Genomic DNA, 22456 nt, shown 5'->3' with positions numbered 1-22456 from the left:
TTACACCGTTGCTTCTCGTGCAAGTCCATGATGTATAGAGCAACGGATGATAATTCTTGCCAATTAAACAATGAGAAGTAATTATGAAGCGAGCACTTCTTTTTGCGGCACTTTTCATGATAGCAAACATAGTGCTAGCCCAAGTTTCTACACAACCTTCTGTGCGCGAGATTTTGAGTCTAGATGGTACACTGCGTTTAGAGCGCAACGGCAGCTATAGCCTGAATGGCTACGAATTGTGCATAGATGTAAGCAGCACGCCACGCGCAGTGCAAAAAGGCAACACACAAATGCACAACACGACCAAAAGCACTTGGAATAGCGTTGGCACTGGAGTCGGTGGAATAGATTTCCCATCTGTCCTCGCTCTTGCGGTCTATAATGGTGAGCTGTATGTGGGAGGGTCATTCACGGAGGCGGGGGCATCAGTGCAAATAACATTGCGCGCTGGAATGGGACGAGTTGGAACAGTGTCGGCATACAGAAAAGTAACGGAGTAAATGGCTCTGTCAATGCGCTTATGGTCTATAATGGTGAGCTGTATGTGGGAGGGTCATTCACGGAGGCGGGGGCATCAGTGCAAATAACATTGCGCGCTGGAACGGGACGAGTTGGAATAGCGCTGGCAGTGGCATGAATAATGAAGTCTTTGCGCTTGCAGTGTATAACAATGAACTCTATGTCGGAGGCATTTTCACATCAGCAGGTGGCATCAGTGCAAATAACATTGCGCGCTGGAACGGGACGAATTGGAACAGCGCTGGCAAAGGCTCATCAAACGGCGTAAACGGCGCGGTCAATACGCTGGCGGTCTATAACAGCGAGCTCTATGTAGGCGGCGATTTCAGAAAGGCGGGGGGTAACAGTGCAAACCGCATTGCACGCTGGGATGGCACAAATTGGAACAGCGTCGGCACGGGTGCGGACAACGGAGTGAGTGGTGGAAGTGATCCATTTGTTCGAGTCCTTGCAGTCCACAATGGTGAACTATATGTAGGAGGCTCTTTCACAGCGGTAGGCAGCATGAATGCAAGCAACATTGCGCGCTGGGATGGCACGAGTTGGAACAGCGTTGGTACTGGCTCAGACAACGGCGTCGATAACATTGTCTCTGCCTTCGCAGGCTATAACGGTGGCTTTTACATTGGGGGCTTTTTCACACAGGCAGGCAGTGTAAATGCAAGCCGCATTGCGCGCTGGAATGGCATGAGTTGTAGCAGCATCGGTAGCAGCACAAAGCATAAGGGCTTTGCCTGCGTAGGGTATAGCCATAAACTTTAGTGGCGCACTCTCCCACAAAGATGCACACCTGCAAGCTGCATGGCATACAATAGCAACGACTTCTCCATCGCTCAAAACCTCAATACCTCTCTGCCAAGAGACGACCTTTTTGCATGACGCCCTGAATTCCTCTCAAAAAACTAACCGCAGTGATAGAATTAGCGATATTGAACAAAATGTTGCTAAGGTCCATCTTTAGCTGTAGAAAATCAGGTCAATGCAGAAGGCGTCCTGAGAGCGCCCATTGTGTTTTATAGTGCTATCAGAAGGGGAAACTTTTGCCAAAAACGGCTAAAAACGATGTCACGGTTTTACTTATGTTACTATAGCTGAAAGTTTTTTCCTCAAAGCAAAGAAACGTTGTCAACTTAAACATCTGGTACGATGCTTACACGCCTCACCTTCGGACTTATCGTTGCGATACTGCTACAAAGTGCAACACTCCTTGCTCAAACCCGAATCTTCTACGAAAACTTCGATACGCCTTCACCGCCCGACTTGCCGACAGGCTGGGTATCGACACTGACAACACAGTGGCAAACTTCAACAAGTTCACCCTCAAGTGCTTACACCTACACGGGTGCAACTCCCACAACAGCTGCCTCTGGCAATAACAATCTGGTCATCGTCAACAGCAGTGCAGCAAACACAATCAGTTTGATTTCTCCAGCCATTTCAACCATAGGATTTTCTGATATTCGCGTCATTTGGGGAGCGCGCCGTACGGCTACCTTCACAAACGATGTAACATTTGAATGGAGCATCGATAGCGTGCAGTGGAATAGTGTCAATTACACGCAAGTGCCAAATAATAGTACTTGGCAATTGGTCAATGCAGGCGTAGCAATTCAATTGCCTGCAGCTGCAGCTAATCAACCAAAGTTGCACTTGCGCTGGACCTACACACAGATTGCAGGAACAGGAAATTACCGCCTCGATGATGTAATTGTGCAAGGGCTTTCACAAAGTGCAGCCGCTACACAATTAGCCTTTGTAAATGTCCCAGCATCAGGTACGGTCAATACCAATCTTCCAGCCTTCACGGTTGAAGCAAGAGCCGCAAACAATCAAGTGGTAACAGGTTTTTCAGGCAATATCACACTATCCAAAGCCAGTGGTCCGGGCAATGTATTAGGTACGCTTGTGCGCACAGCTGTAAATGGCGTTGCCACCTTCAATGATATTCGTTTCGATGCCGCAGGTGCTTACACCCTAAGCGCTTCAAGCGGTTCGCTCACGCCGGCAACAAGCAGCACTATTAACATTGCACCATTAGGTCCGACAAAACTTGCCATCACCACCATCACGCCGGCTTCACCGATAGCAGGACAACCGTTCAGCGTAACGGTGCAAGCCCAAAACGCCTCAAACCAGCCGACAAATGTGCTGGCAGCGACAGGCATCGTGCTCTCAGCTACAGGAAGTACAATCGGAGGTACAACAACAGGCACAATTCCTGCAGGACAGAACACCATCACGATTTCAGGTGTAACACTAAGCCCTGCTGCAACAAATGTAACCCTTACAGCAACACGCACCTCTGGCGATAACCTCACGCCGGGTACAAGTGCGCCGTTTGCCGTGCAACCAGCCTTTTCACCGATTTATGAGCCATTTGTGGGCACAGGTGCACTAAATGCAAGCCCAAACTGGACAACACACAGCGGCACATCGGGGCAAATTGCATTTCTCACCACAGCCAGTGATGTGGGCAATAGCCTTTCTTATCCCCAACTGGCATTGCCACAAGGCAATCGTGTGCAGATTGTGCGCGGCAATGATGAAGACGTCCATCGTGGCTTTGTGCCAGCGACATCAGGTGCGATTTACTATTCTGCACTTATCAAAGTCATAGATAGCGTAGGCTTGGCGGCAAATACCAACGCAAGTGGGGATTTCTTCATGCACTTAGGCACAGCAAGCGCTACAAGCGTCGGCTCATTTTTCGCACGCCTGAACATTCGGCGCGGCGCAGCAAGTGCCACCGTGCAGCTTGGTGTAGCAAATCGAGGGGCAACCACCACAACCAATCCAACCTTTAGCACTGCAAACTTGGCGATTGGACAAACACACTTCATTGTGGTAAAGTACGATTTTGCTTCTGGGGTAGCCAGTCTGTGGATTAACCCGACAACAAACTTCGCGGGCAGTGAACCCAGCGGCGCTATCACAAACAATGCTGGAAACGCCACAATCACTCAAGCTGCAAGCATCGCGATTCGTCAAGGTACGAACACAGGCAACATTGAAATCGATGAAATTCGCGTCGGTCAAACTTGGGCAAGTGTAACGCCAGCGCCGCCGCCAGCGACACGGTTAGCTTTTGCAAGCGTTCCTGCAACAGGCACAGCCACGCTGCCACTTGCACCAATTGTCGTACAAGCCCGCCGCGCAGACAATAGCCTTGCAACAAACTTCACCGGCAATATCACACTGGAGCGTGCAAGCGGTCCCGGTACCCTCGGTGGCACACTCACAAAGGCAGCCGTAGACGGCGTAGCAACATTTGATAACATTACGCTAAGTCAAGCTGGAAATTACACTTTGCGTGCGGTAGCAACTGGACTGACCAGCGCAACCAGCAACACCATTGCCATCTTGGCGCGCGCCTCTCAATTGGCATTTGTCAACGTGCCAGCAACAGGCAGAGTCGGTCAATTTCTAACAGCATTCCGCATACAAGCACGTCGACCCGACAACACCGTGGATACAAGTTTTACAGGCGTTATCACAATTGGGCTGCGTTCAAATGCAGCACTGCCGCATGAAGTTGAACTTCAGACGCTCTCAGGTGTGCTAAGTAAAGCGGCTGTGCGGGGCGAAGCACTCTTTGACAGCGTGCGTGTCAATGCTGCTGGTCAAGTTACGCTGACAGCTTCAGCAACAGGACTGCCAACAGCAAATTCGCCAGTAATTACCATTACTTCACCAGCTACACGCTTGCGCTTTGTAAATGCACCAACTTCAGCACGTCAAAATGTTGTAATTCCTACATTCTTTGTTGATGCCGTGCATGCCGACACAGTGCGCGACACAAGCTTCACTGGCAGCGTTACAATTGCGCTGATTGGCACAGGCTCACTTGTGGGCAATACAACGCGCCCTGCAGTGCAAGGGCGAGCGACATTTGATAGCTTACGTATCAGTGCCGCAGGTAACTTCCGCTTGGTTGCAACTTCTGGCACATTGATGGCTGATACAACGGCAACATTCGGCGTGCTGCGCATTGAACGCGATCTCTCGATCGAAGTGCCACATCAGTTTGCACTCTGGCAAAATTATCCTAATCCTTTTAACCCAAGTACAGCCATCGTCTATGAGCTGCCAACCGCAAGCGAAGTAGTGCTTAAAGTCTATGACCTGCTCGGTCGTGAAGTCACTACGCTGGTGAGTGCTCGGCAAGCAGCAGGGCGCTATCGTGTAACATTTAATGCACAGAACCTGACAACTGGAATTTACCTCTATCGTTTGCAAGCCGGCAATTTTGCAGAAACCAGAAAAATGATGCTGATTAAATAAGCTCAAACCAACGAAGAAAAATCCACAGGAGAGAGCGGCAGTGCAAACGGCGCTTTTCGTTATCTTCAAAGTTCAACGGTTTAGGGCAACATGTCAGCAAATCAAATCCACATTGTGCAGCAAGAACCCATTGCTGCAATTGCAACAGCTGTCGGTGAAAGTGCAATTGCAATTGTGCGCATGAGTGGAGAGAGCGTCTTGCACATTGCAAATAAAGTCTTTCGCAAAGCTGGTGATAGCACATTTTCATTTCTGAAAGCACCATCGCACACAGCGCACTATGGCTACATCGTAGATGAACAAGGCGAACTGATCGATGAAGTCATGGCGATTGTCTATAAGTCGCCACGCAGTTTCACGATGGAAGATTCCGTCGAGTTCAATTGCCATGGCGGCGTGATTGTAACGCAAACGGTGCTGGAAACCTTACTGCATGCAGGGTGTCGTTTAGCAGAGCCCGGAGAATTTACGCGTCGCGCCTTTCTCAACGGACGCATTGACCTTGTGCAAGCTGAAGCTATTGGCGAGATGATTCACGCCAAGACCGTTGCCGCCTATCGTTCTGCACTCTTGCATCTCAAAGGAGATCTCTCTAAAAAGCTCTCTGCCTTGCGTGAAGACCTGCTCAATGCATGCGCCATGCTCGAACTGGAATTAGACTTCAGTGAAGAAGATGTGGAGTTTCAAAGTCGCACGGAGCTTCAAGCCAAAATGCAAGAGTTAAAAGCAAGTTTGATTGAGCTTGCGTATTCGTTCAAGTTCGGAAAATTGGTGCAAGAAGGTGTGCGTACTGCCATCGTAGGAAAGCCGAATGCAGGTAAATCCACATTGCTCAATGCACTGCTGGGCAAAGAGCGAGCGATTGTGAGCGATGTAGCAGGCACAACACGCGACTACATCGAGGAAAGTTTTGTCATTGATGGCGTACTCTTCAAACTCATTGACACTGCCGGCTTACGCCCAACGTCTGACCAAATCGAAAGCGAAGGCATTCGACGTAGCTACGAAAAAATCGAAGAGGCAGATTTGATTCTCTATCTTGTCGATGCCTCAATACCTATCCATGACGATGAAGTCAAGGCTATAGAAATGCTGAGGGAAAAAAATCCTGATGCAAAGATCATACTTGTGCTCAATAAGATAGACAAAGGCAATGCGGCAAACTTAAACATAGAGAACATAGACACGCTAAAAATTTCGGCGCAGACAAGGGAAGGTGTTGCAGAGTTGAAGCAGAAAATGAAATCCTGTGCGCTTGGTGCAGAGACACGCGCAGAAGGCAGTATTATGCTCACAAATCTGCGCCATTACGAGGCGATTTGCAAAGCACTACAAAGTTTGGAGCAAGCGGAAGTGCAACTGCAACACCAAGCCCCAACTGAACTGATTGCATTCGATTTGCGTGATGCGCTGGAATACATTGGCGCCATAACAGGCAAAGTTTCAACAGACGACATCTTGAACAACATTTTTTCCCGTTTTTGTATCGGTAAGTGAACCAAGTCTGAGAGGTCAGCACTACGAGACAAGTCCGTCGAGCTTGCAGAATTGGTTTTCACGCTCGAATTGCATTTATTACAAGTTACGCTCCAAAAAACTACAAGTCAAACGATTCGTTAAACTATTAAGAGCGTGCTTCGGGTGAAGTAAACTTAACTTTGTTGAGAGTATGGCAATGATCGTTCAAATTGAGGAAGAGCACTATCTTAAGCTCAATGAAATTTTGCAGTTATGCAAAACCAAGTTGCAGCGATATGATGAAACGCTCATTCGCAAGGCATTTTTTCTTTGCTATCGGGCGCACAGCGCAGAAAAACGTGCCTCAGGCGAGCCGTATTTTTATCACCCCGTCGAGGTTGCCAAAATTATGCTCGAAGAAATTCCCCTCGATGATGTCTCCGTGGCAGCGGCGCTCTTGCACGATGTGGTCGAGGATACGGAATACACAATTGATGACATTCGAGATGAGTTTGGTGAAGAAGTAGCTACAATTGTCGAAGGGCTAACGAAAATCTCGGACATTTTTGCAAACCGTGAAATCAAGGAAGCAGAGAGTTTTCGTAAGATGCTGCTTTCGATGATTCACGACATTCGCGTCATTCTCATCAAGTTCTGCGACCGCTTGCACAACATGCGCACGCTGGACGCCTTGCCGCCGCACCGACAAGTCAAAATCGCTACCGAGACGCGTGACATCTATGCCCCTTTTGCGCACCGCTTTGGACTAGGCAAAATCAAAATCGAGCTCGAAAATCTGGCTTTCAAATACCTTGATCGAGAAGCCTATGACGATCTGGTTGAGGCACTCAAGCTAACGCGTGCTGACCGCATGGCTTACCTTGAGACTGTCATGCAGCCAATTGAAAAAGAACTGCGCAAACGTGGGTTCGACTTCGAAATCAGCGGTCGCCCCAAGCATCTCTTCTCGATTTACAATAAGATGCGCAGTCAGGGCAAATCGCTCGAAGAAATATACGATCTCTATGGCATTCGTATCATACTCAATTCCGATGATGCCTCAGAGTGTTTCAGTGTCTATGGCTACATCACGCAGATTTTCCAGCCGGTGCCAGAGCGCTTCAAAGACTACATCTCAGTGCCAAAACATAACGGCTATCAATCATTGCATACCACGATTATCGGCCCGAAAGGCAGGATGGTTGAGGTACAGATACGCACACGCAAAATGCACGAGTTTGCTGAAAACGGTGTAGCCGCGCATTGGCGCTACAAAGAAAAAGTCAGCACTAAAGATGAAGCCATTGATTCACTAATTCGCTGGGCACGCGAATTGATTGAAAATGCAGACTCCGCTGCCGCCTTCATGGAAGGCTTCCGAATGAATCTCTACCAAGATGAGATTTATGTCTTTACACCAAAAGGCGACATGAAAGTCTTGCCGCGCAACGCTACCCCTGTTGACTTTGCATTTGAGATTCATACGGAAATCGGCATGCGCTGCATTGGGGCAAAAGTCAACGGTAAAATCGTGGCGCTGCACACCAAATTAAAATCTGGTGACCAAGTCGAAATCATCACATCTAAAAATCAAACACCGAAAGCGGACTGGGAAAAATTCGTTGTTACACACAAAGCAAAACTCAAAATCCGTCAGTTTCTCAATGAAGAACGGCGTGCGCAAATTGAAGAAGGACGTACACTATGGTCAAAACTTGTAGAGAAAACAAAACGAGTATTCAGTGAAAGTGATTTGGCGCGACTCGCAAAGCACCATGGGCTAGCAACTGTCGCAGACTTCTTTCGAGCAATAGGTGCAAAAGAAATCAATGCTGAAAAAGCCCTGAGCGAACTAGCACATCCAGAGCAGAAACCTGAAAAACCTATCATTCAGTACACAGACTTTCTCAAAGATGCGCGCCAAACACGAGCACTACTCACCGAGAAGTCGCGCGATGCCGTAATTATTGAAGGCATGGACGGCATTGCTTACGCATATGCAAAATGCTGCAATCCTGTGCCCGGAGATGAGATTATTGGAATTGTTACAGCTGGCGGGGTCGTCAAAATTCATCGGCGCAATTGCCGCAACATCAACAATGAGCATATTGTCAAGAGCGGCAAACTCGTCTCTGTAAACTGGCGCGCCAGTGCAACCAACGAATTTCTGGCAGGGCTGCGTATCTTTGGCGAAGACAAAATCGGAATGACGAACGCTATCACGCAAGCTATCCTCAAAACCGATACCAATATCCGCAGCATTGCACTCAACGCTAAAGACGGCATATTTGAAGGCACCGTCGTGGTCTATGTCAAAGATATTGCCCATCTGAGCCGCTTAGTCGAAAAAATCAAGCGTATTGATGGCGTCTTCACGGTGGAGCGCTTCTCGAATGCTTAAAGCCATGTATTGAACATTCACTACCGCATAGCATAGATGATGTGTGCTATTTTAAAGATGCAAACGATTTGCAATTTTTAGCAAAGTTGGTATGTTACTTTCTGTGAAAACAAACCTTTATTTCCAAGATGACACGAACAAAACCGAAACGCTTACCTGTTAGCGTACTCTCTGGCTTCTTGGGTGCAGGCAAAACAACGCTGCTCAACCACATTCTCACGAATCGTGAAGGCAAGAGAGTCGCTGTGATTGTGAATGATATGAGCGAAATCAACATTGATGCGGCGCTGCTCAAGCAAGGCGATGCTAAACTTTCACGCACGGAAGAAAAACTCGTCGAGATGCAAAACGGCTGCATCTGTTGCACGCTGCGTGAGGATTTGCTCGTGGAAGTCAGTAAGCTGGCGCGCGAAGGTCGGTTTGATTACCTTGTCATTGAGTCGACTGGCATTTCTGAACCATTGCCTGTTGCCGAAACCTTTACCTTTGAAGATGCCGAGGGTAAAAGTCTCTCCGATCTTGCGCATTTGGATACGATGGTAACGGTGGTCGATGCTGCAAATTTTCTACGTGAGTATGAAAAAGCCGATTTTCTCAAAGATCGTGGACAAGCTGTTGGCGAAGAAGATAACCGCACTGTGGCTGATTTACTCATTGAACAAGTTGAATTTTGCGATGTGATTGTGCTCAACAAACTCGATCTGGTTTCAGTAGCGCAGAAAGAAAGACTGAAAGCCATTTTGCAGGGGCTGAATCCGCGTGCAGAAATTGTAGAAGCAACTTTCGGAAAAGTGCCGCTCGAGAAAGTCTTAAACACAAGAAAGTTTGACTTTGAAGAAGCAGCAAAATCACCAAAGTGGCTCAAAGAACTGCGTGGCGAACACACACCTGAAACCGAAAAATACGGTATATCCAGTTTTGTTTTTCGCGCACGAAAACCCTTTCACCCAACGCGCCTGTGGAACTTAGTCAATGATAATTCGTTCTGGAAAGGTGTACTGCGCTCCAAAGGCTTTTTCTGGTTAGCCACACGCATGAAAGTTGTGGGCGAATGGGCGCAAGCTGGTGGTTCCATCAACTTTTCGCCCGCTGGGGCATGGTGGGCAAGTGTGCCTGAAGCGCTCTGGGGCGTAGGACCTGAGATGAAAGCTGAAATTCAATCTCTCTTTGAAGGCAAGTATGGCGATCGGCGTCAGGAACTGGTCTTCATCGGCATTGATATCGATAAGGCTTACCTCATTTCTCGGCTCGAAGAGGCATTGCTTACGCCCGAAGAAATGGCTGTAGGAGAAGTGGCTTGGGAGCAGTATTTTGATCCATTTCCTGAATGGCAGTTTCAAACAGAGAATAGCGATGCGGAAACAGAATAGCTTAACAAAACAACTCACGCTGATAGTCTTGGGTGCAGCGCTGCTGGCTGGGTGCGGTACGATGCAAGGTGGTAGCTTTGGCAAGCCAGCACAGCTGCGTTGTTCATGCGGGCTTATGGCAGGACACGCTGGTGCCCATGCCTACAATATCCAAGATTTTATCAAAGCAAAGCAGCAGTACGAACTGTTGCACGAACAGCATGCTCGAGGCAATTAATCTTACAAAATCCTACAACGGCACGCCAGCACTCAAAGGCTTAAACCTGAAAGTAGAACCGGGTGAAATTTTTTGCTTGCTCGGACAAAATGGTGCAGGCAAAACGACGACCATCAACCTTTTTCTTGGTTTTACAGAACCTACAAGCGGTGAAGCAAAAGTTGCAGGCATGAGTGTCAAAGAAAAACCGCTCGAGACAAAAAAACTGCTCGCCTACATTCCTGAAACGGTGATGCTCTACCCCAATCTCACAGGATTGGAAAACTTGGAATACTTTGCGACACTGGCAGGCAAAACGTATTCTGCAGCAGAACTGTCAGACTTTCTAAGCCAAGCAGGCTTGGAGAAAGCCGCACACGACAAACGCGTGGGTATTTACTCTAAAGGTATGCGCCAAAAAGTTGGCATTGCAATTGCACTTGCCAAAGATGCCAAAGCACTCTTGCTGGATGAACCGACCAGCGGATTAGACCCGAAAGCCTCATTTGAATTTTCAGAACTCCTAAAAACACTTGCTGCAAAAGGCGTGGCGGTATTGATGGCAACACATGACCTCTTTCGTGCAAAGGAAGTCGGCTTGCGCCTTGGCATCATGAAGCACGGCGAACTGGTTGCTACACTGAGCGCCGACGACATGCAACATGCTGATTTGGAAAAACTCTACCTCGAGTACATGCGTGACTAAGCGAGCCATCTTAGTTAAACCCGCCAAGACAAGCTTAGAACACTAAACAAAATCGGAATCACGTTGGCTTCTGGCGTCAAACTGTGTTGCGCAAAGCACAACGCACTCTCAAGAAGGTATGTAACTTTTTGAGATGTCTGAGTCCCATGTGAGATTTGTATTTTCCATGCAGCTTGCAAAACGAACTTGAGTCTTGAGGTGGTAGTGCAGTTTCTGGACATGTGATGTGATAACCACCTTGGCATAATGACGACGACTTTCTCTAACGATGAAGATTTGCTTTGCTGACGAGATACGCCTCATGCGACTTTTCTTGCTAGTGCTTCTGCTGGTTAGTGCTTCAATGCAGATAGGTCAAGCCAAAGAGTTGCCAGTGATGATTGTCATCAATGAAGAGGACTGCAAGGCGCTTGGCGGCTGGCCGCTTGACCGTAAATGGTATGCCATTGCCCTGCAAAAACTCTCTGAAAGTGGCGCATCACGAATCTTTCTTGACCTTGCTTTTCCACATGCTGATGTAGCCCACCCTGAATCCGATGACTTTTTTTCTACACGTTGCAAACACTGCCGAATATCTATCTGCTTGCGCGCGAGCTGACTGCAGATTCTATCACAATCTTGAGCGATAAACGATTCCCAGCAGCACGGTGCTTTTTGCCATTCTCAGAAGCCTTCGACATCAAAAACGAAAAGATGATTGCAAAGTCGGAGTCGGCAAGAACGCTCGCAGCATTTTTTTATGATGAGCCTTTTGCGAGTACGCTAGTGATCGATTTGCCAAAGAAGCAGCTCATTTCGGACTATTCACTACACGAAGCCATTCAAGGTCAGGTTGACTGCCGAGGACGTGATGTGGTGATTTACCTTAATTATGCAGGCGTCTCTTCACTGGTTGTGAGCGAACGCAGCGGTGAAGCCTTTACAACTGCAGAACTTGAAGTGTGGGCAGCTATGAAAGTTGCCTCGGGCGATGTACGAAGACTTTTGCCAGCATGGCAACTTGGCGCGTTGCTCTTGCTTTCGCTTTTGCCCATATTTTACTACGTACGCAAAACAGACACCTTTGATCCAGCCTTTTACGCCATAGGGCTCAATGTACTTGTCTTTGTTGGGCTAACTATTGCCAAAGTAGATGTATCGCCACTGTGGTTTGGTGCAAATGCACTGCCTGTGGTGATAATAATTGGCGTGATAATTTCGCGCAGCAGACATACATTGGTAAAATCCATGTTGGCGCACTCGGTTGAAAAGGAACCACAAACAATAGCACCGATTCAACAGGCAAAAATTGACAGCAAAAGCGAAGAGAGCAGAAGCGGAGGCACACAGCAAAGCGAAGACTTGCGCTACAGACTTGAATTTTATGAGCATCTCTCACATCGTTTGCCCCCTGAATTACCGCAGGTTTTGCCTGACGCAGAGGACATTTACTTTGCACCAAACTCGCCAATGGTAACGATTTTGACAAAGGCAGAGCAAGTTGCTAAGCGAGAAATTCCAATTTTGATTTTAGGTGAAAGCGGTGTCGGCAAAGAAAAATTAGCGCAGTTTATTCATCGGCGATCGGAGCGACGTGAGAAAGCCTTTATTGCAATTAACTGTGGCGCACTTAATGAAAATCTCATCGAGTCGGAACTCTTTGGTTATGAAGCAGGAGCATTTACTGGTGCAACCAAAGCCAAGGCTGGACGATTTGAACAAGCGGATGGCGGCACACTCTTTCTTGATGAAATTGGCGAAACAAGTCTTGCCTTTCAAGTCAAACTCTTGCGTGTCTTGCAAGAAGGTACATTTGAGCGAGTTGGCGGCACAAAAACCATCCGAGTCTCTGTGCGCATCATTGCTGCAACACATCAATCGCTGGAAAAGTTGATTGCAGAAAAGCGCTTTCGTGAGGATCTCTTCTACCGCCTAAATGGATTTAGCTTAACCGTGCCGCCGCTGCGCGAGCGACCAATGGACATTGAAGTGCTCTTCACGCATTTCTTGCACCACATCAATCCAAATGTGAAGATTTCTGATGCCCTGCTCGAGTGGTTAAAAGCGCAAGCATGGCGAGGCAATGTGCGCGAACTTAAAGCAGCAACGGAGCGTGCTGTGCTAAACGCTGCACTCTATCGGCGCGATTTTCTTTTACCCGAAGACTTTGAGCTCAAAGAAAGCGCACCACGCTATAGCCTCAAAAGCGATGCACTAGCTGAGAAAATTCTGCAAGCCTTGCGTCAGCATGAGTTCAAACATCGTGCCATCTCAGCTGTGGCAGCTGAACTTGGGCTGCATCGCGCAACTGTAACAGAGTATCTGCGTGGCTGGATAATTCACTTCTACAATCAGTCTGAACTCCTGGATGAGGTATGTGAAAAACTGCGTGGCACATTGCCGCTCAAAGACGAGGGGCAATTTCGCGAACGCATAAAAACTTATATTGACGGAGTATTGGAAAAATTCAATTGGGTATTGATGCAAGAGAACCTGATGAAGTGATTCGTACGCAACGTTTCCGAAATTTGCCGAGCACCTTTGAGCTAGACTTATCGAGTTTGATTCAAAAAGTGAAACACTCGCAACTGACCATCACTTCAAAATGAAACGATGTGTTGCCTTACTGCTGCTCTTGATAAATTCGTCTGTCTCTGCACAAACTGTGGATTGGATGGAGTATTTTCAAAACCAATCTGTCTCAAAATTTGCTGTCTCCATCCAAAGCGAAGTGTTGCGCAACCGTTTTGATGCATCAAGTTATTTAGCTTCGAAAGTGATGTTACAGTATCAAGTGGGGCTGTGGCGCGCACAAGCAACTTTGAACAATAACTACGAACAGGCATTTCAATTTGAGCCAGAGCCAATCACGGTGAGTCTACCGCAAAATGTCTCGCTGACGCGCCCGCTCAATCTGCCCAACGATGCTTATCGCTTCAACTTTCCGCTATCGTTCTCGTTGGGACTAAGTGGTGATCAAGTTGGCGTCAGTGCATTTTTTGCGGTGCTAACAGAAAAAGTAATGACAAGCAAAGTGCAAATTGTAGAACAGCAAGGCGGATCATTCAGCGCGAAGATTGAGCCTGTAGACGCAGAAAGGCAAACGATCTTGGCGGGTTTGCGCAGCTACGCCGCTCTAGGCAACCTGCATCTGCACCTTGGTGTAATGCCAGCGCCAATTTTGAACTTCGGATCAACAGAAATGCCATTCAGTTATCGCAGCGATATTCTGCCTTTTAGCGAGGTGGAGTTTATTCAGCCTTATTTCCGCTTTGGACTCTCAGCGCATCTAAGAAGCATTGGGGCATTCTATGTGCACAGTTTGCCCAATCCACTGCCCAATATTGCTGAGCCAATTCAAATCTCACTGCGCGCGCAGCGGAGTATTTCAAAGTTTAACTTCCAGACTTTGCAGTTTGATATTGGCATACCACTGACCAGCGATCTTGCTGCAAGCATAGGTGTGGAGCGCGTGTGGTATTCGACCGATCAGTTCTCACGCAGCGAATTTCAGAAATGGCTCAACGCCGCAACGCTCAATTGGACAAACTCTGCAAACAATCTCTTGCAAGAGCAAGCGTTTCGAGTAGGTGCAACCTTCAAATTTGGCACAGAAGTGCCTCCCGTACTAAAACTGGCGGATATCAAATTGCTGCATCGCAACATTTTTCAATCTAAGCGTGAATACTATGCGCATAATCCTGTAGCCATTCTCACGCTGCATAATGCTGACAAGCGTCCCGTATGGTGTCAAGTGGTTGCCACACTGGGCAATACAGGGCGTTTCCGCAGTGAGCCAATTCAAATCAATGCTGACGAATTGCTCGATGTGCCAGTCTATCTGTATGTCAGTGATGTCAAACAATTTCAACTCTCACGCTTGGGCGAACTGTCTATCTCAATTGAAAGTGACAACCGCAAAGTGCCGCTGGCAAGTATGCCAATCACAATACTCAACGAAAATGCGTGGGATGGAGACACATGGAGCTTGAAATTTTTCATCGCACCCAACGATCCGCAAGTACAACTCTTTGCCAAAACCAAATACCTGCGCGCACTCATGCGCGATAGCACCTTGCAGCCTGCCAAATTTTACCAACTCAAACATTTCATCGATGAACTTGGTAAGGACTTGCGCTATGTACCAGATGCTACAACCACGATGATTGTCGATCAAGTCCAATCACCGCGCGAAACACTTGAAAAACGCTCTGGCGACTGTGAAGATTTGGTGGTCTATCTTGCCTCATGCTTGATGTCAGTAGGGATTCAATGTGCGATTATCGATGTGCGACCTAAAACCGCACAAAATTTTGCAATTCCAACTGCAGAACCAGGGGCTATTGGACATCTGTTTTTGTTAGTGGATACTGGACTGGATGCAACACGGCTTGGAGAACTCGGGCTCACTGAATTTGAAGCGATCTCGCGCCAAAATGCACTTGGCAAAACAACACTCTGGCTCCCCATAGAGACAACAGTGCTGCAAAGCGGCTTTGAAGTTGCACTCAAAACTGGTGCCCAGCAGTATTACCGTGAAGTCGTTGAAAAACAGGGCGTCGTCAAAGGAAATGTTCATATCTATGATTTTTAACATCTAACCCTATGCGATTTCTTCAACTTCTTATCGGTGCGTTGCTGTTTAGCACGCTGGCTCATGCGCAAACAAAAGTGTGGGTCAAACTCGAATCTGGTATAGCGCTCTATCTCAATCCGTATGAGCAGCAGTGGCTACCGCTTTCAGCAAAAGAAGAGATCCCCACCAAAACATTTCTTTTAACGCAAAGCGGGGCTAAGGCAACACTCTTCAAGACGACAGAAGCCTATGCTGTGCCTGAATCCGCATACTTTTTCATTGAGGATATACTGCCAAAATCGCGCGTGGAGGTGGTAGCAGCACTTACACAAATTGAAGCAGAACAACTGCCTAAGCCTGTACGAGAGACACGCGAACGCAAGTTACCAATTGGGCTCACATATGGCGAAAATGCCCCTGACACGGTCAGTGCCAATCCGAATGCTATTCCATACCTAAGTGAGCGAGAAAACGCAATTCAATATTTCTTAGACAATGGCCGCTACGATGCAGCGTTGCTTTCACAAAAGCGATTGCTGACCAAATTCCCAGTGCTCTACCAAGATAGCAAACACGCCGAGCGACTCTTTGTGCTCTACGATAAACTCGAGCTCTACGGCTTTCTCAACGATGAAACGCGCCGCTTACTTGCTATCAAACGCACTGCTGAGTATGACAAAATGGTCGAAAAGTGGAACAATGTGGCAAAAGCTAAACTGCTCAACCGTCAGTAACTGCGTGTCATGCTACACGATGTTCAGCCCATCTGGCACACTGGCTTTTGGAAACGCCATGTTCAGCTTAGAGAGAGTCTCAACCACGATGCGTGCAACAAGATAATTGCGATACCACTTCTTGTCAGCAGGGATTACATACCAAGGGGCGTATTTCGTGTTGGTTTGCTCTAGCATCTCTTCAAATGCACGCATGTAGTTATCCCAAAGTTTGCGCTCTTCAAGGTCAGCCATGCTGAATTTCCAATGCTTGGTAGGGTCATTTAAGCGCTCTTGCAACCTGATGCGCTGCTCATCTTTGGAGATATGCAAGAAAAATTTCAGAATGTGCATTCCGTTCTGAAAGAGCATCTTCTCGAAGGCATTGATTTGTTTAACACGCTTTCTGAAAATCTCAGGGTCATGCAAAATTTCGTCGGGTAAGTTTTGATGCAAAAGATATTCAGGATGAACTTTGACCGTAGAAATTTCTTCGTAGTAAGAGCGATTGAAAATTGTGATACCGCCACGTGCAGGCATCACGCGATGTGTGCGCCAAAGAAAATCATGCTCCAATTCTGCCTCGGACGGCTTCTTAAATGAGTAGAGCCGACAGCCTTGTGGATTAAACCCTGCAAAAAGATGTTTTGCCGTGCCATCTTTTCCGCTCGCATCAATGCCTTGCAAAATAATAAGCAGTGCACGCTTGTTATCCGCATACATCAAATAATGCAGATCGTAAAGCATTTTGAGGTCGTGCTCCATATCGGTGCGAATCTCGTCAGGCGTCCTGATTTTACCTGTATCATCTGGGCGAATTTTTGAGAGATTGACTTTCTTGGGAGCAAGAAATTTTTTGATGTTCATCGTTTTCTCCTTTAGTGGTGTTTTGAGAAGAATATACGTATGCAGAACTTAAGTACAGTTTCAACGCGCAAGGCACTAATCCTGATAGGTTGCTCCATTGCATTCTCCATTGTGCTAGCATGCATTCCGCTGTTCAACTTCCTTGGCTATGAATTTGCACTTGCAATGGCTGCAACACTGCCGTTAGGGCTCGGGCTCTTCTGGCTCAGCGAGCAACAGATGCGCAAACGCTTTATCACAACCTCACTTGCGCTTGCACTGCCGCCGCTAATTATGCTGCTGGCAACACTTTTCGTTAAAAATTGTGCTTATCTGGAAGGGCTTGGATTTTATGGGCTTGCCGTAGGATTCGGAGCAGTCTTTGCAATTTCAGTTGCACTGGTCATTGAAAGTTTGCCACTGCGTGCAAAGAAAACGCTCTTCGTGCTAATTTATTTTGCTCTGCTGCTCATTGCGCCGCTCTACCGATTTTATACATCGCCGCAAGTCTACTTCTTCAACCACATTTTCGGCTTTTTTGCAGGCTCAATCTACGACGACGCAATTGAAATTGAGCCGCGCTATCTTTTCTTTCGTCTGGAAACACTTGCCATCTCGGGCGCATTGCTGACTTGGCGATTTCGCTCATCGATGCGACCATCACTCTTGCGTATCTTGCTGCTGTCTTTGCTAAGTGCAGCTATCTTTCTTTGGCTTCAAAGTGAAGAGCTTGGCATAACGTCTTCACGCCATGCCATTATGCGGAAACTTGTACCCATCGATTCCGCAAAACTCTGGTACGCCAGCCCAACACTTTCCGAAAAAGAGCGCACATACCTACGCCGACACATTGAGCTGGAACTTAGCGACCTGCAGCGCATGATGGAACTTGATAGCGTGCCGCCCATTTACATTTTCATCTATCCCGACGCAGAGACGAAAAAGCGCTTCACAGGACTTGATAAAACAGAAATTGCACGCGTGTGGATGAACGAAATACACATCACACAGCGCAATATCGATGCCGTGCTGCGCCATGAACTCGTGCATATTTTGATGAAGCCATTTGGCGATAAGTGGTTGGGGCTATCACGCAGCATTGGCTTGTTAGAAGGCATTGCAATGGCACTGGAAACGCCCTCATTTGAGTGGACACTCGATGAAATGTCAGCCAACTTTTTTGACCATAGACCAGATTTTAACCCAAAGGCACTCTTCAATCCGCTTGGATTTTGGACAGGACTTAGTGCAACAAGTTACACGCTATCGGGTTCATTTGTAAAGTATTTGCTCAAGACACATGGCATGGATGCGTTCAAGCGTGTGTATGCAACTGCAGACTTTGAAGAAGTTTATGGTCAGTCGCTTGATGAACTGCTCATAGCGTGGTTAGAGCACTTGAATACAGTGGTGGTGCCGCCGCAAATCAATCCGTACTACAAGCAAGTGTTTGAGCGCAAAACGATTTTTCAGATAGAGTGTCCGCACAGCATAGCACGGCTCTTAAAAAAGTGTGCAAAGATGCATCAGCAAGGGCAATATGAGCAAGCCAGTCAGATTGCAGCACAAGTCTTAAAAATGTCTGGCGGCACGAATGCTGAAGCGGCACAACGCTACCTGAGTGCAAGGCTGATGTTAGCTCATCAAGGTAAGGCATACTTTGAGGAAATCTTTGCTGGGGCAGATTCATTGCTGCAAGAGGTGGAACGACCAGAGCGTGCATGGTTTACGCTCGCAAATGCAATGTTATGGAGCAAAGCAGCACCGATTGATTCTGCACAGCAAATTTTAGAACGGCTCTATCGCTCGCATCTTTCATTTGAATTTGATGTGGCGATTGCAACAAGACTCAAATGGATCGAGTTCGGGCTCGAAAGAGAAAAACTCTCGCTACTTCTGACAGCAGCAGAAAAAAATGCTTTCTACCAAGCAGTGCTGGATACAAGTACAGACCATAAGCTCAAATCTTTTCTGCGTCTTTTGCAAGCAGAGCATACCTTTGAGCAAAAAGACTTTTCACAAACATTAGAACTGCTTGGTGATGCTCAACCGCTCAATCAGCGCGATTTGGACTTGCGCACGGAAATGATGCGACTTCAATCATGGCTCTGGACGGGGAGAATCGATAGTGCAATGGTCTCAGCAGAGCGCGCCAAGCAACTTGCCTTTCAGTTTGCAAACTCGAAAGCAAAACGTGTCTATATCGACCATCTCTTGAACATGCACAGTCAATATCTGGAGTTTGCACGCCAGTAGATTAGGCGGAGACTTCAATGATGCCTTCATCGGTAGCAATGGCGTCGAGCGGCACGTCTTTATGCTCTTTGTCTGGAAGTTGTGGAATATGGTCTAGGACTTGGAATGAAAAGGCAAGTCCGATTTTTCGTGGCTGAATGCCCTGCGCAGCAAGGCGTGCAAAAAATTGTCATAAAATCCTTTTCCATACCCTAAGCGATTGCCCTGTCGGTCGCAAGCTAAAAGTGGCGTGAGCACCACATCAAGGGTTGATTCATCAATCGTAATGTGTTCAGTAGGCTCAAGAACTTCAAAGACCCCCGTAGCCAGTTTGTCCATGCCAAGAAAGCGTACGCTGACTAAGTTGCGCGACTTCATAACAGGCACTGCAATCTCTTTACCTTGTGCTTGTAGCCACTGTAGAATCGGTTCTGTATTGACTTCGCGCCGTTTCGGCATAGAGATAAAGCAGTGTACGACTTTTGCACGTTGCAAGGCATCATCAGCTTTGAGCACATCAAAAATTTTCTGACTACGCTCCAGCCACTGCTTTTCAGAGAGCTGGGCGCGCTGTTCTGCAAGTGCTGCACGAATTGCAGCGCGTGCTTCCAACACTTTTTTGAGCGCCGTATCCATTCCTGAAAACAAGAAAACTAAGATAACTCAACTAACTCAAATCTACTTCAGACGAATCGCCGATATTGACACGACGCGCTTTGCCGATAACAGTTGCATTATTGCCGATAATCGATTCATTAAGCAACATTGACGAAACCCGTGCCTGTTCACCAACAATAGAATTTTTTACAAGCGAATTTTTGACCACGGCTTTGCTGGCAATGGTCGCATAGGGTCCGATGATGGAGTTTTCAATTTCAGCATCTTCTGCAATATAAACAGGCGGATTGATGACACAGCCGAAAATTTCTTTGTAGCGCGATTTAGACTTGAGCAGTTTCTCGTTGGTAGAAAGCAGCGTTTCAGGTTTGCCGCAGTCGTACCAGCCCTCGACAGGGAAGGTTGAGAATTTCTCGCCTTGTTCAATCATCGCCTGCAAGGCATCAGTGAGTTGAAATTCACCTTTGGTGCGGGTATTGGTGCGAATGTTGTGGTCTAAACACTCAATTAATAATGCAGGATGCTTGATGTAGTAGAGTCCAACAACAGCGAGGTTGGATGTAGGATGCTCGGGCTTTTCAATGAGCTTGGTGATAAATCCATCGTGCACTTCAGCAACACCGAAACGGCGCGGATCATCGACTGCCTTAACACCTAAAGCGGAATGTTCGCGCCGCAAGACTTCACTCAGGTGCACCTCGAAGATGGTATCTCCCAAGATAATAAGTACTGGGTCTGTCCCAATATGCTCGCGTGTAATCCAGATGGCATGTCCTAATCCGAGACGCTCTTCTTGTTCAACAAACGTAAAGTGAATGTCATAGTTCTGTGTGAGATACTCTTCAATCATATCGCCTAAATAGCCAACAACCACGACCGCCTCTTTGATGCCTTCTTCAATGATTTTATCAATGATATGCCCGATAATCGGTTTGCCTGCCACATTAAGAAGAACTTTAGGGAGAGTGTAAGTGTGAGGACGCAAGCGACTGCCAACGCCTGCGACAGGAATAATCGCTTTCATAACGAACAGTTATTAAGTTTGCAAAAAGTGTGCGTGAAGTTATGCAAAAGCGTCGTAAGAATCGCTGGACAAAAACACATCTGAGCAAAGTGCAGCTTGATGTGCCATCGCAGAAAGTTTTTCGAGAAGACATTCTGGAGCTCAAATATCGTTTCTGGATTGCAAGAGCAAAATTTGCACGTGGTGAGTTGAGTCTTGAAGAGTTGCGCAAGCATGCAAATGCGCTCATTGATGCCGTAGAGGAGCGGCGAAATCAAGTCTTCGGTCAGCATAAGCCTTATCGGCTAGGATTGTGTGCTGCAGAACTGATTGCCAATCCCTTTCTTCTGATGCAGCGCTAACTCAAGCCGTACCTTAGCGCAAAAGCGACTTAGGCAAATCTTCAAACTTCTTGATGCGGTAAAGATTACGTGCAATCATCGCAATGTCTTTGAAAGGAAAAGCAATGCACATTTCACTCTCGCTCATGCGTGCAAGTTCCCTGCCCGATAAATCTCCGGGTGAAAACACTGGCTTACCTGAAAGATATGGATGCGGTACAACCAGCGCGCACAGCGAAAGACCTGCCAAGCCTTGCACCAACTCACCCGACTCAAAACTGTAAGCATGGCAGAGCCACTCAAGCTGACGAGCATTGCAGAAAAAAAGCACCACATCAGGTTCAGGCACTTGCTCTAAGCGTCCCATCACCGTGGCTTCAAAGCGCTTCTCTTTTCTGAAGTTATAAGGTACACTTTCCTGACACTTTGTCACGGATTCACGCGAGTAGTAAATCTTCCCTTCGCCGACAAGCATTGCCCAGCCAACTTCTTCCATCTTCGGTGAGAGCGCTTTTTGTCCCATGCCGGTATAGCTCACACCACCTGCACAGATATGATCATCAGGCACAGTATAAAACGGCGTGTCGTAGTTGGAGACCTCTTTCCACATGCCGCAGTAGATGCCTTTGCCTTTGTAAGGCAGAGTGCCTGCAGGAATATCAGCCAGTGTAGGGCAGAATTTGATGGCGACAAAATCGCGTTCAATGCCTGTAAAATCACGGATGCGCTGAGCAAGGTCGCGTTGAACTTCGAGTGCCGATGAAGCAGAAACCGTTTGAGGTTGCATGGTTGTTAATCCTCCGATAGGTTGAAAGTTGTGTGTTTGCGAAATTAGATTTTTCTTTGTGTTTTCAAACATCAAGCACAAGTGACCGGCATGACTGCAGAAGAAAAAGACTTACTCCGGCGCTATCTCGACTTACGCGCAAAGATATCGGAGTACGAAGAGGAGCTCGAGAAACTTAAGCCTGCAGTCTTCGATGTAGTGGACGAAGAACTGCGAGCGACAGGTGAAAAGCAAGTTGTCTTCGAGGGCATGAGTTTTCAGATACAGTATCGTGAAACTTTTGAATACTCGCCCGAAGTGAAGCAACTCGAAGAACAACTCAAAGCAATGAAGAGTCAAGAGGAAAGAAGTGGGGTTGCCATAATCAAATCGCAAAAAGGATTTGTGCGCGTCTCCAAAGTGAATTCAGAAAACTTTGATTAACTCA

At 47.3% G+C, this 22456-nt stretch carries 19 protein-coding genes; 15 read left to right on the top strand and 4 right to left on the bottom strand.

Annotated features, from left to right (window positions below; all coding sequences use genetic code 11):
• The first annotated feature begins 83 nt into the window (after window positions 1-83).
• The 12 genes from CMR00_06615 (at window position 84) to CMR00_06560 (ending at window position 16220) form a co-directional block, all read left to right on the top strand.
• Entirely contained in the window at window positions 84-500 is a 417-nt protein-coding gene (locus CMR00_06615; GenBank protein ID PIO48130.1) for a hypothetical protein, read from the top strand.
• A gap of 133 nt (window positions 501-633) precedes the next feature.
• Window positions 634-1281 (top strand): hypothetical protein, encoded by a 648-nt coding sequence (locus tag CMR00_06610; GenBank protein PIO48129.1) that lies wholly within the window; start codon window positions 634-636, stop codon window positions 1279-1281.
• A 384-nt stretch (window positions 1282-1665) separates the two neighbouring features.
• On the top strand, window positions 1666-4800 hold the full coding sequence (locus tag CMR00_06605; protein PIO48128.1) for a hypothetical protein: 3135 nt from the start codon (window positions 1666-1668) through the stop codon (window positions 4798-4800).
• A 90-nt stretch (window positions 4801-4890) separates the two neighbouring features.
• Window positions 4891-6297 carry a tRNA uridine-5-carboxymethylaminomethyl(34) synthesis GTPase MnmE gene (locus tag CMR00_06600; GenBank protein ID PIO48127.1) on the top strand — a complete coding sequence of 469 codons (1407 nt, stop codon included), beginning with the start codon at window positions 4891-4893 and terminating at the stop codon, window positions 6295-6297.
• 178 nt (window positions 6298-6475) lie between these two features.
• The gene (locus CMR00_06595) at window positions 6476-8659 is read left to right on the top strand and encodes a phosphohydrolase (GenBank protein PIO48151.1); all 2184 of its coding nucleotides are present in this window, start codon (window positions 6476-6478) and stop codon (window positions 8657-8659) included.
• Between the two features lie 128 nt (window positions 8660-8787).
• Complete coding sequence (locus CMR00_06590) at window positions 8788-10029, top strand: hypothetical protein (GenBank protein ID PIO48126.1); 1242 nt, start codon at window positions 8788-8790, stop codon at window positions 10027-10029.
• Entirely contained in the window at window positions 10013-10246 is a 234-nt protein-coding gene (locus tag CMR00_06585) for a hypothetical protein (protein PIO48125.1), read from the top strand. The genes CMR00_06590 and CMR00_06585 overlap by 17 nt, the downstream gene beginning before the upstream one ends.
• Window positions 10230-10931 carry an ABC transporter ATP-binding protein gene (locus tag CMR00_06580; protein ID PIO48124.1) on the top strand — a complete coding sequence of 234 codons (702 nt, stop codon included), beginning with the start codon at window positions 10230-10232 and terminating at the stop codon, window positions 10929-10931. Before CMR00_06585 ends, CMR00_06580 begins: the two co-directional genes overlap by 17 nt.
• Before the next feature lie 268 nt (window positions 10932-11199).
• A complete protein-coding gene (locus CMR00_06575; protein PIO48123.1) occupies window positions 11200-11529 on the top strand; it encodes a hypothetical protein in 330 nt (109 codons plus the stop codon).
• A gap of 353 nt (window positions 11530-11882) precedes the next feature.
• Window positions 11883-13415 carry a hypothetical protein gene (locus CMR00_06570; GenBank protein ID PIO48150.1) on the top strand — a complete coding sequence of 511 codons (1533 nt, stop codon included), beginning with the start codon at window positions 11883-11885 and terminating at the stop codon, window positions 13413-13415.
• 100 nt (window positions 13416-13515) lie between these two features.
• On the top strand, window positions 13516-15504 hold the full coding sequence (locus tag CMR00_06565; GenBank protein ID PIO48122.1) for a hypothetical protein: 1989 nt from the start codon (window positions 13516-13518) through the stop codon (window positions 15502-15504).
• An 11-nt stretch (window positions 15505-15515) separates the two neighbouring features.
• A complete protein-coding gene (locus tag CMR00_06560; GenBank protein PIO48121.1) occupies window positions 15516-16220 on the top strand; it encodes a hypothetical protein in 705 nt (234 codons plus the stop codon).
• 12 nt (window positions 16221-16232) lie between these two features.
• Here the strand turns inward: CMR00_06560 and CMR00_06555 are convergent, their stop codons facing one another.
• Complete coding sequence (locus tag CMR00_06555; GenBank protein ID PIO48120.1) at window positions 16233-17066, bottom strand: polyphosphate kinase; 834 nt, start codon at window positions 17064-17066, stop codon at window positions 16233-16235.
• Between the two features lie 39 nt (window positions 17067-17105).
• Between CMR00_06555 and CMR00_06550 the strand changes: the two genes are divergently transcribed.
• Window positions 17106-19301, top strand: coding sequence for a hypothetical protein (locus CMR00_06550; protein PIO48119.1), 2196 nt, complete (start codon window positions 17106-17108; stop codon window positions 19299-19301).
• 93 nt (window positions 19302-19394) lie between these two features.
• On the opposite strand, the gene CMR00_06545 is transcribed toward CMR00_06550, so the two are convergent.
• Both CMR00_06545 and CMR00_06540 read right to left on the bottom strand, forming a co-directional pair.
• Window positions 19395-19916, bottom strand: coding sequence for a 5-formyltetrahydrofolate cyclo-ligase (locus CMR00_06545; GenBank protein ID PIO48118.1), 522 nt, complete (start codon window positions 19914-19916; stop codon window positions 19395-19397).
• Window positions 19917-19947: 31 nt separating this feature from the next.
• Window positions 19948-20922 carry a nucleotidyl transferase gene (locus CMR00_06540; GenBank protein ID PIO48117.1) on the bottom strand — a complete coding sequence of 325 codons (975 nt, stop codon included), beginning with the start codon at window positions 20920-20922 and terminating at the stop codon, window positions 19948-19950.
• Between the two features lie 41 nt (window positions 20923-20963).
• On the opposite strand from CMR00_06540, the gene CMR00_06535 reads away from it, so the two are divergent.
• Window positions 20964-21263 (top strand): hypothetical protein, encoded by a 300-nt coding sequence (locus tag CMR00_06535; protein ID PIO48116.1) that lies wholly within the window; start codon window positions 20964-20966, stop codon window positions 21261-21263.
• A gap of 13 nt (window positions 21264-21276) precedes the next feature.
• Here the strand turns inward: CMR00_06535 and CMR00_06530 are convergent, their stop codons facing one another.
• On the bottom strand, window positions 21277-22101 hold the full coding sequence (locus CMR00_06530; GenBank protein ID PIO48115.1) for a hypothetical protein: 825 nt from the start codon (window positions 22099-22101) through the stop codon (window positions 21277-21279).
• An 18-nt stretch (window positions 22102-22119) separates the two neighbouring features.
• Here CMR00_06530 and CMR00_06525 point away from each other — a divergent pair, with 18 nt between their 5' ends.
• Window positions 22120-22452, top strand: a complete 333-nt coding sequence (locus tag CMR00_06525) for a hypothetical protein (protein PIO48114.1) — start codon at window positions 22120-22122, stop codon at window positions 22450-22452.
• The last annotated feature ends 4 nt before the right edge of the window (window positions 22453-22456 follow it).

It is taken from the genome of [Chlorobium] sp. 445, from assembly GCA_002763895.1.
Lineage (GTDB): Bacteria > Bacteroidota > Chlorobiia > Chlorobiales > Thermochlorobacteraceae > Thermochlorobacter.
Note: the sequence above shows the minus strand (reverse complement) of the source record. Positions and strands in the feature narration are given on the sequence as shown.